Consider the following 8,196-nt stretch of genomic DNA (forward strand, 5'->3'; position numbering starts at 1 on the left):
CGCTGCAAGGCAAACAGCGCGAGCTGTACGAGGCCGTGCGCACCACGGCTGACAAGCAGGTGCGACGCGCGCTGGAGCGCCAAGGCTTTGAGGGAGCGCAGATCGCCATCCTGGACGCATTGCTCAAACTCCGCCAAGTCTGCTGCGACCCACGATTGGTAAAGGGGACGACGAAGACAGCCCACACCATGGAGCGCGCCAAGCTGGAGTTGCTGGCCGACCTGCTGCCCGCCCTGGTCGCCGAAGGCCGCCGGGTGCTGGTGTTCTCGCAGTTCACCGAAATGCTGGGGCTGGCAGCCGAGTTGCTCGACGCAATGGCCCTGCCCTACCTCACGCTCACCGGCCAGACACCGCCGCGTGAGCGTGGCGCAGTGGTGCGGCAGTTCCAGGCGCAGGACGAAACCAGCGCGCCCATCTTGCTCGCCAGCCTCAAGGCGGGCGGGCTGGGCCTGAACCTCACCGCCGCCGACACCGTGATCCACCTCGACCCCTGGTGGAACCCCGCCGTGGAAGAGCAGGCCACCGCCCGCGCGCACCGCATCGGGCAGCAGCAGCCCGTGTTTGTCTACAAGCTGGTGGTGGAAGGCAGCATCGAAGAGCGCATGCTGGAGCTGCAGGCCCGCAAGGCGGCACTGGCCCAAGGCGTGCTGGGCCACGACGCCGAGGGTGCGGTCAAGTTCAGCGAGTCGGATCTGCACGCATTGCTGGCGCCGCTCACCGAGCCAGCCAACAACCCACTGGGCATACCCGGCGAAGACGCGCTGCGCTGGGGTGGCACCGGTAAACGGCGGCCCCGCCCGTTGCAGCCGCCAGAGATTTGAGTGTTTTAAGCCTCTACCGCCTATCTATCAAGCGCAAGCAGCTATATATTTAATAGCATTTCAGGCCGATCATGGGCCTTTGCGATGCGGGCGCGTGGGGCATTCGGCACGCGTGCAGATGCCATACAGCGAAAGCGCATGCTCCTGCAGCCGAAATCCTTTGGCCTGCGCGATCGTCGCCTGGCGGGCTTCGATGGATTCGTCGTGAAATTCCTCCACCTTGCCGCAGTCCAGGCACACCAGGTGGTCGTGGTGCAGCCCGTCATCGAGCTCGTACACCGCGCGGTCGGCCTGAAAGCTGCTTCGCCGCAGCAGGCCCGCCTGCTCCAGTTGTGCCAGCACACGGTACACCGTGGCCTGCCCCACGTCGGCGCGCTCGGTCAGCATGCGCCGGTAGACATCTTCGGCAGTGAAGTGGCGCGGCCCCTCGGGCTCGGCCTGTGCTGCCAGAAAGATCTCCAGAATCTTCATGCGCGGCAATGTGGCTTTCAGACCTGCCTGTTTGAGGGGGTCCGCCCGTGGCACACGGGTACCGTGCAGGGGCATGTGTGGGCTGCCTTGGCGAGCCATGGGTCAGTCCCACACCGGGAAGGGGTCGTCGTAGCGGGTCCAGGCATGGGGGCCCAGGGCCATTTCTGCATCCGTCAACAGACAGGCGTCCAGCCGCTGGCGCAGGGCCTGCTCATCCATGCCAACGCCGATCAGCACCAGTTCCTGCCGCGCATCGCCCACGCCCTCATGCCAGTGTTTTTGGATCTGCGCGCGTGATTGCGCATCGGTGGGCCAGCGATCCTGGGGCACCGCCGCCCACCAAAACCCTGCCGCCCCATGGCGGGCCACCGCGCCCGCCTGCGACCACGACCCCGCATAGGCCGGGCGGCTAGCAAGCCAGAAGAAGCCCTTGGAGCGCACCACGCCGGGCCATTCGCTCTCTACCCAATCGAAAAAGCGGCGCGGATGGAACGGCACGCGGGCGCGGTAGACAAAGCTAGTGATGCCATAAGCCTCCGTCTCGGGCGTGTGCTCGCCGCGCAGCTCGGCCAGCCAGCCGGGGGCCTTGGAGGCCTGCTCAAAGTCGAACAGGCGGGTATCCAGCACCGAAGCCAACGCCACCTTGCCGAACTGCGACACCTCGATGCGCGCACGCGGGTTCAAGCGGTGCAGGATGGCCATGAGTTGTTCGCGCTGCGCGGCGTCGATCAGGTCCACCTTGTTGAGCACGATCACATCGCAGAACTCGATCTGCTCGATGAGCAGGTCCACCACGGTGCGCTGGTCTTCGTCGCCCAGCGACTCGCCGCGCGACTGCAGGCTGTCGCGCGAGCTGTAGTCCCTGAGGAAGTTGTAAGCATCGACCACGGTGACCATGGTGTCCAGCCGGGCGATGTGCGAGAGGCTTTTGCCGTCCTCGCCCGTGAAAGTGAAGGTTTCGGCCACGGGCAAAGGCTCGGAGATGCCGGTGGACTCGATCACCAGCTGGTCAAACTTGCCCTCTTTGGCCAGGCGCTCCACCTCCAGCAGCAGGTCTTCGCGCAGCGTGCAGCAGATGCAGCCGTTGCTCATTTCCACCAGCTTTTCGTCGGTGCGCGACAGCTCGGCACCGCCCTGGCGCACCAGGTCGGCGTCGATGTTGACCTCGGACATGTCGTTCACGATCACCGCCACGCGGCGGCCCTCGCGGTTGTTCAGGATGTGGTTGAGCAGTGTGGTCTTGCCCGCACCCAGAAAGCCCGAGAGCACGGTGACCGGCAATCGGGCCTGCGGACGTTGTGGGGGGCGGCGTGTTGTGGCGAGTGTCATGGAGTGGGCGCACAGGTTGCCGCTTGCTCCGGTCGCCGTCTGGCCCAGCACGAACAAATGCAACTGTCTTGCGTTAAGCAAGCATAACGCAACTTGATTGCATTTTCAAAAACCTGCCGAGGTACAGGCCCTGCACCGCCCCTGGCGCACGCCGCGCACCGACCTTTCAGTGCGCCAGCAATTGAGCACGCAGACCGCTCAACGCGGGGGATGCGAGCCCGGCGGGCCAGGCAAGACCGGCATCCCACCGTTCCAGACTGCACGGGCTACCTTGACCAGTACCGCGAGTCCAAACCATCCCGACAGCGAAGACAACACCAGTGCCAGGGCAATGAGGCCCGGCCGCAGGCGGCGGTCCACCACCGACTCGGCCGGGTTGCGGGGATTGACCCACACCGGCACGGCTTCGCCCGTGCGCTGCAGGCCCTGCACGCGGCGTCCCAGCTCTTCTTGAAAGCTGCCAATGTTGTCGGGCCGCTCATGAATGGCGGCGCGCTGCCCGGTGTAGGCCACGCCCTCCACCACGTAGCGATAGCGCACCGAAACACTGCGCGTGGTGCCGCCCTTGCTGGATGTGTGGCTTTGCAGCGTGGCCGACTCGACCACTGCCGGCACCGGCTTCCAGGTTTGCATGCGCGCCCAGTCGTACAGCGGCGACGCCACCATGAACAAAAAGATTCCAATGCCTGCTGCAGCGAAAGGCACGGCGAACACGGCCAGCAGCCATACGCCCTTCGGCGGGGCTTCGCGCTTTGGCCCGGTACCTGCTGAGGATGCGGCGCGCTTCACGGCAGACGCAAGTAGGTGGCTTTGGAGGGCACGTCCGCATTCGAGTAATACGGGTCGGGGTCCAGGCTCAGCAAGGTGAACAGGGCGCGGCAGAACCCTGCCCTGCGGGTATGGCAGGCTTGGCGGGTATACGGCATGAATCTCCTCCCTGGCGATGGGTTGTATTGTGGAGGGGCCAGGCCCCCGCAAGCCGCGTGCAGTCCAAAAAGGAGTGGTGTGCGACAAGACCAGGTCATTGGTGAACAAATGGGGCCTTTTTTTGGCCTCTGCGCCTGTCCATCATGCGCAAATAGCTATTATTTTTATAGCAAAATCATAACTCAGCCCTGTGCCTCGCCAGCCGCACAATTCAAAAGCAAGTTTCAGAGTGCACACTGCGCACCCCGTCCCTAGAGTGCATGGCATCGCAATCCATCCCGAGAGCCATCACCATGAATCTCCGCCAAGTCTGCACCGGTGCCCCGAGCGTTCCATTCAGCCCCACCTCCGTCATGCCCGCTCGCGCCACACCGCCCGCCAAAGCCGCACAGGCTGCAGCCACCCAGGCCGATCCGCGCTGGGCGGAGGTACTGGCACGCAGCGCGGCGGCTGACGGCCGCTTCTGGTATTCGGTGCAGAGCACCGGCGTGTACTGCCGCCCCAGTTGCGCCGCCCGCCCACCCCGGCCCGAGAACGTGCGCTTTCACGCCAGCTGCGACGACGCGGAGGCGGCGGGCTTTCGTCCCTGCCAGCGCTGCAAGCCGCGCCAGCCCACGGCGCAATTGCACCATGCCGAATGGGTCACGCAGGCGTGTCGGCTGATCGAAGCCGATGCGGACCAGGGGCGCGCGCCCACGCTCGATGCGCTGGCCACCCGGCTGGGCCTGAGCAGCTCCCACCTGCACCGCATCTTCAAGCAGGCCACGGGCCTCACGCCCAAAGCCTACGCAGCGGCACAGCGGGAGCAGCACGTGCGCCGTTCGCTGGAGCAAACCACCGATTCGGTGACCGATGCCATTTACAGCGCGGGCTACCAGTCCAGCAGCCGCTTTTACGAAAAGTCCACCCAGGTGCTGGGCATGACCCCGACACGCTACCGCGCCGGAGGCACCGCACAACACATTCACTTTGCCGTGGGGCAATGCGCACTGGGCGCCATCCTGGTGGCTCACAGCGGGCGCGGTTTGTGTGCCATCTTGCTCGGGGACGATCCGGAAACCCTGGTGCGCGACCTGCAAGACCGCTTTGCCAAGGCCCAGCTGGTGGGCGGCGATGCACAATTCGAAGCGCTTGTGGCCCAGGTGGTGGCCTTTGTCGAAGCGCCCCGACTAGGCCTGAACCTGCCGCTGGATGTGCAGGGCACGGCCTTCCAGCAGCGCGTGTGGAAGGCGCTGCGCGCCATCCCGCCCGGGCAGACCGCGAGCTATGCCGAGATCGCAGCACGCATCGGTGCCCCCACCGCCACCCGCGCTGTTGCACAGGCCTGTGGCGCCAATGCGCTGGCCGTGGCTATTCCCTGCCACCGGGTCGTGAGGAGCGATGGTGCGCTCTCGGGCTACCGCTGGGGGGTGGAGCGCAAGCAGGCACTGCTGGGGCGCGAGTTGGGCGCTGCCGAGCCCACCAGCCCGCAGGAGAAGGCTGCATGAGCGCCCTGCCCAGCACCACGCTCTCCAGCCCCAGCCCCAGCCTCAGTTCCAGTTCCTGGCTCGATCGCATGGCCGCACTCGACTGGGCACAGGCCACCGACGATCTGCACACCCAGGGCCACGCGGTGTTGCCGCAATTGCTGAGCGCCGAGGAATGCACGGCCCTCGCAGGGTTGTACCGCCACGCGGGCACGCCCCTCTTTCGCAGCCGTGTCGTCATGCAGCGCCATGGCTTTGGCCAGGGCGAGTACCAGTATTTCAGCTACCCGCTGCCCGAAGTGGTGGCCGGTCTGCGCGACGCGCTCTACCCCCACCTGCAGCCTATCGCCAACCAATGGAATGCGGCCATGGGCATGGATGTGCGCTACCCGGCCCAGCACGCCGACTTCATTGCCCGCTGCCATACCGCAGGCCAGCTGCGCCCCACGCCGCTGCTGCTGCAGTACGCGCCGGGCGACTACAACTGCCTGCACCAGGACCTGTATGGCGAGCATGTGTTCCCACTGCAGGTGGCGATTCTGCTGTCGGAACCCGGCAGCGACTTCACGGGTGGCGAGTTCGTGCTGACCGAGCAGCGCCCCCGCATGCAATCGCGCGCCGAGGTAGTGCCGCTGCGGCGCGGCGACGCCGTTGCGTTTGCCGTGCACCACCGCCCGGTGCAGGGCACACGCGGCACCTACCGCGTCAACCTGCGCCACGGCGTGAGCCGCGTGCGGTCGGGCCAGCGGCACACGGTGGGCATCATTTTTCATGATGCTCAATAGGCGACGATGAACCTCTGCCTGTTTGACGACCTGCCCGCCACACCCCAGCCCCCCGAATGGCTGGAGCCCGGCGCCGTGGTGCTGCGCGGCTTTGCCTTGCCGCAGGCGGCCGAACTGCTGCAGGCCGTGGATGCCATCACGGCCCAGGCGCCGTTTCGGCACCTCATCACCCCTGGCGGGCTGCGCATGTCGGTGGCCATGACCAACTGCGGCGCGCTGGGCTGGATCAGCGACCGCAGCGGCTATCGCTATGGCCCTACCGACCCGACCACCGGGCTGCCCTGGCCACCCATGCCTGCAGTGTTTCGCCAACTGGCCCGTGACGCGGCAGAGGCTGCGGGCTACCCTGGGTTTGCGCCCGACGCCTGCCTCATCAACCGCTATGCACCCGGCACGCGGCTGTCACTGCACCAGGACCGCGACGAAGGCAACTACGAGCACCCCATCGTGTCGGTGTCCCTGGGCGTTCCGGCCGTCTTCCTGTGGGGCGGCGCACAACGCGCCGACAAGGCCCGGCGTGTGGGCCTGGTGCATGGCGACGTGGTGGTGTGGGGTGGCCCGGCGCGGCTGCGGTTTCACGGGGTCTTGCCCTTGGCACATGCCAGCCATGTGATGACCGGCGCGCTGCGTATCAACCTCACGTTTCGCAAGGCGTGCTGACAGTGGCCCTGGCCTTGGTCAACGAATGGGGTAACCCGTGGCGCTGCCGATGGACGCAAGCATCCGGTCCGCATCCTTGCGCCCCTGCAGGTCCTGCGCCACGGTGATCTTTTTGCCGCTGCGCAGCTCGGCCTCGATGCGGTAGTACACATCGCGACGGCTATTGCTTTCTACGCTGTAGCTCTCCACCACACGCAGCCGGGCGATTTCGGGGCCAGGCACCTGGTGCCATAGCAGCATCAAGCCCAACAGACGCCGTTCGGTGCGCAGGCCCTCGTGGTCGATCTGCACGCGCAGGCTGTTGGCCAGCGCATAAAACGCCGCCACCAGCACCGCGCCCCCGACTCCGCCAAAGCCCAGACGCATAAGCCAGGGCACCATGTCGGACCGGGCCTCCTGCTCCCACGGCACCAGCACGCCCACAGCCAGAAACAGCGCTCCCACCAGGCCCAGCCCCAGCTTGAGGCCCCACCACCGCCCGGCTGGGAAGTGCATCTGCACCCCACCGGGGATTCTTTCGAGCTTGCCCGGCAAGCCCGCTGCAACGGCTTTGCTCGCCTGCTGGTTGAGCGGCTTGAATGGCTTGAGTGGCTTGCCACCACGCAGCACAAACACCAGAAGGCCCACGCCCGCACCGCCAAACACCACCACAAACACCATCTTGAAGGCCAGCAGCCCGGGCCGCAGGCTGCGGTCGATCACGGCTTCGGACGGATGTGAAGGGTTGAACCAGGCCTGCACCGGCTGCCCGGCGCTCAGCGCCTGCTCCAGCCGCTCGCCCAGCACCTCCTGAAAGTTGCCCACGTTGTCGCCACCGCCGCTGATGGCCACGCGTTCGCCCTCGTACACCTGGCCCGCCACGGTGTAGCGGTAGCGCGCCGTGACGTTGTAGGAGGTGGATTTACTGCTGCGGCTGCTGTTCAGGCTCGCGGCCAGCAGCGTGGCATTGACCGGCTGCCAGAACTGCATGCGCGACCAGTCGTACAGCGTGGGCAACACGCTCAGCAGCAGCATGCCCACGCCCACGGCGGCAAAGGGCAGGGCAAACAAGCCCACTACCCACGCGCTGGGCTGCTTCTTGGCTGGTTTTTCCATCAGTATCTCCCGCACCGCACTGCGGCGGCTCGGGTGATTTTGCGGGCAAAGCCGGTTTTATGACCACGCTCCTGAAAGCACATCGTCTATCTGTGCCAGACGCTTCAACGCTCGATCACGTCGTTGTTGCTGCCATTGCGCGAGATGCGTGACTTGAACCCCACGGGCACATAAACGGTGTTGCCGCTGCCGTCCAGCTCGATGCGCTCCACGGTGGCGGTCTTGAGCACAAAAATGCGGTTGTTCATGCCCGCCACGATCAGCCGCGCCACGGTGTTGCCTGCGGCCACCGTCACGTCGTTGCGCGCGCCGGTCACCTCCAGGTCGTAGATGCCGGTCTTGTCGATGGTCTTGTCCATGCTGATGCCGTCCACGGTGACCACATGCCCGTCGTCCGACGTGCCGCCGCAGGCCGAAAGCATGGACATGAACAAGGCGCACACCAGGTTGCGCGGCGAAAACAGGGTGATGGCGTTTTGCAGATTCATAGGTAAACCCCACAGTCAAAGGTAAAAGAAACAAAGAAGCCCCCAGTCTGCAAAGACCTGCATGAAGCCACCATGAAGCCGCCGCCATTGCAGGCGCCATTGCGGGCGCCCCAGATGAAGCTTTCATGAACACCCGCTGCGCACGCCCCCCCCC

General features: G+C 65.8%; 10 protein-coding genes. 4 read left to right on the plus strand and 6 right to left on the minus strand.

Annotated features, from left to right (window positions below):
• A partial coding sequence (locus DBR12_RS23040; RefSeq protein ID WP_233244658.1) for a DEAD/DEAH box helicase occupies positions 1-821 on the plus strand: 821 nt, incomplete at its 5' end.
• A gap of 69 nt (positions 822-890) precedes the next feature.
• Here the strand turns inward: DBR12_RS23040 and fur are convergent.
• The 4 genes from fur to DBR12_RS22220 all read right to left on the minus strand — a co-directional run bounded on the left by fur (position 891) and on the right by DBR12_RS22220 (position 3,547).
• Entirely contained in the window at positions 891-1,346 is a 456-nt protein-coding gene (gene fur, locus DBR12_RS16895; protein WP_369861639.1) for a ferric iron uptake transcriptional regulator, read from the minus strand.
• Positions 1,347-1,394: 48 nt separating this feature from the next.
• Entirely contained in the window at positions 1,395-2,621 is a 1,227-nt protein-coding gene (gene zigA, locus DBR12_RS16900; protein WP_108618339.1) for a zinc metallochaperone GTPase ZigA, read from the minus strand.
• A gap of 198 nt (positions 2,622-2,819) precedes the next feature.
• The gene (locus DBR12_RS16905; protein WP_158275008.1) at positions 2,820-3,410 is read right to left on the minus strand and encodes a DUF3592 domain-containing protein; all 591 of its coding nucleotides are present in this window, start codon (positions 3,408-3,410) and stop codon (positions 2,820-2,822) included.
• The gene (locus tag DBR12_RS22220) at positions 3,407-3,547 is read right to left on the minus strand and encodes a hypothetical protein (protein ID WP_158275009.1); all 141 of its coding nucleotides are present in this window, start codon (positions 3,545-3,547) and stop codon (positions 3,407-3,409) included. The genes DBR12_RS16905 and DBR12_RS22220 overlap by 4 nt, the downstream gene beginning before the upstream one ends.
• Positions 3,548-3,901: 354 nt before the next feature.
• On the opposite strand from DBR12_RS22220, the gene ada reads away from it, so the two are divergent.
• From ada to alkB, 3 genes are all read left to right on the plus strand, one after another.
• Positions 3,902-5,035, plus strand: a complete 1,134-nt coding sequence (ada, locus tag DBR12_RS16910; protein WP_108618330.1) for a bifunctional DNA-binding transcriptional regulator/O6-methylguanine-DNA methyltransferase Ada — start codon at positions 3,902-3,904, stop codon at positions 5,033-5,035.
• Between the two features lie 68 nt (positions 5,036-5,103).
• Positions 5,104-5,799, plus strand: coding sequence for a 2OG-Fe(II) oxygenase (locus DBR12_RS16915; protein WP_233244661.1), 696 nt, complete (start codon positions 5,104-5,106; stop codon positions 5,797-5,799).
• 6 nt (positions 5,800-5,805) lie between these two features.
• Positions 5,806-6,459 carry a DNA oxidative demethylase AlkB gene (gene alkB, locus DBR12_RS16920; protein ID WP_108618332.1) on the plus strand — a complete coding sequence of 218 codons (654 nt, stop codon included), beginning with the start codon at positions 5,806-5,808 and terminating at the stop codon, positions 6,457-6,459.
• Between the two features lie 18 nt (positions 6,460-6,477).
• On the opposite strand, the gene DBR12_RS16925 is transcribed toward alkB, so the two are convergent.
• Both DBR12_RS16925 and DBR12_RS16930 read right to left on the minus strand, forming a co-directional pair.
• Entirely contained in the window at positions 6,478-7,554 is a 1,077-nt protein-coding gene (locus tag DBR12_RS16925; protein WP_108618333.1) for a DUF3592 domain-containing protein, read from the minus strand.
• Between the two features lie 104 nt (positions 7,555-7,658).
• Positions 7,659-8,042: a hypothetical protein gene (locus tag DBR12_RS16930; RefSeq protein WP_108618334.1), complete on the minus strand. Its 384-nt coding sequence runs from the start codon at positions 8,040-8,042 to the stop codon at positions 7,659-7,661.
• Positions 8,043-8,196 lie beyond the last annotated feature (154 nt).

Origin of the sequence: Acidovorax sp. HMWF029 (genome assembly GCF_003060895.1) — a bacterium.
GTDB lineage: Bacteria > Pseudomonadota > Gammaproteobacteria > Burkholderiales > Burkholderiaceae_C > Acidovorax.

Bases quoted from the DNA above. Each gene is read 5' to 3' on its own strand.
- zigA (WP_108618339.1), bottom strand. From the start codon at position 2,621: ATGACACTCGCCACAACACGCCGCCCCCCACAACGTCCGCAGGCCCGA.
- DBR12_RS22220 (WP_158275009.1), bottom strand. From the start codon at position 3,547: ATGCCGTATACCCGCCAAGCCTGCCATACCCGCAGGGCAGGGTTCTGC.
- ada (WP_108618330.1), top strand. From the start codon at position 3,902: ATGCCCGCTCGCGCCACACCGCCCGCCAAAGCCGCACAGGCTGCAGCC.
- DBR12_RS16915 (WP_233244661.1), top strand. From the start codon at position 5,104: ATGGCCGCACTCGACTGGGCACAGGCCACCGACGATCTGCACACCCAG.
- alkB (WP_108618332.1), top strand. From the start codon at position 5,806: ATGAACCTCTGCCTGTTTGACGACCTGCCCGCCACACCCCAGCCCCCC.
- DBR12_RS16925 (WP_108618333.1), bottom strand. From the start codon at position 7,554: ATGGAAAAACCAGCCAAGAAGCAGCCCAGCGCGTGGGTAGTGGGCTTG.
- DBR12_RS16930 (WP_108618334.1), bottom strand. From the start codon at position 8,042: ATGAATCTGCAAAACGCCATCACCCTGTTTTCGCCGCGCAACCTGGTG.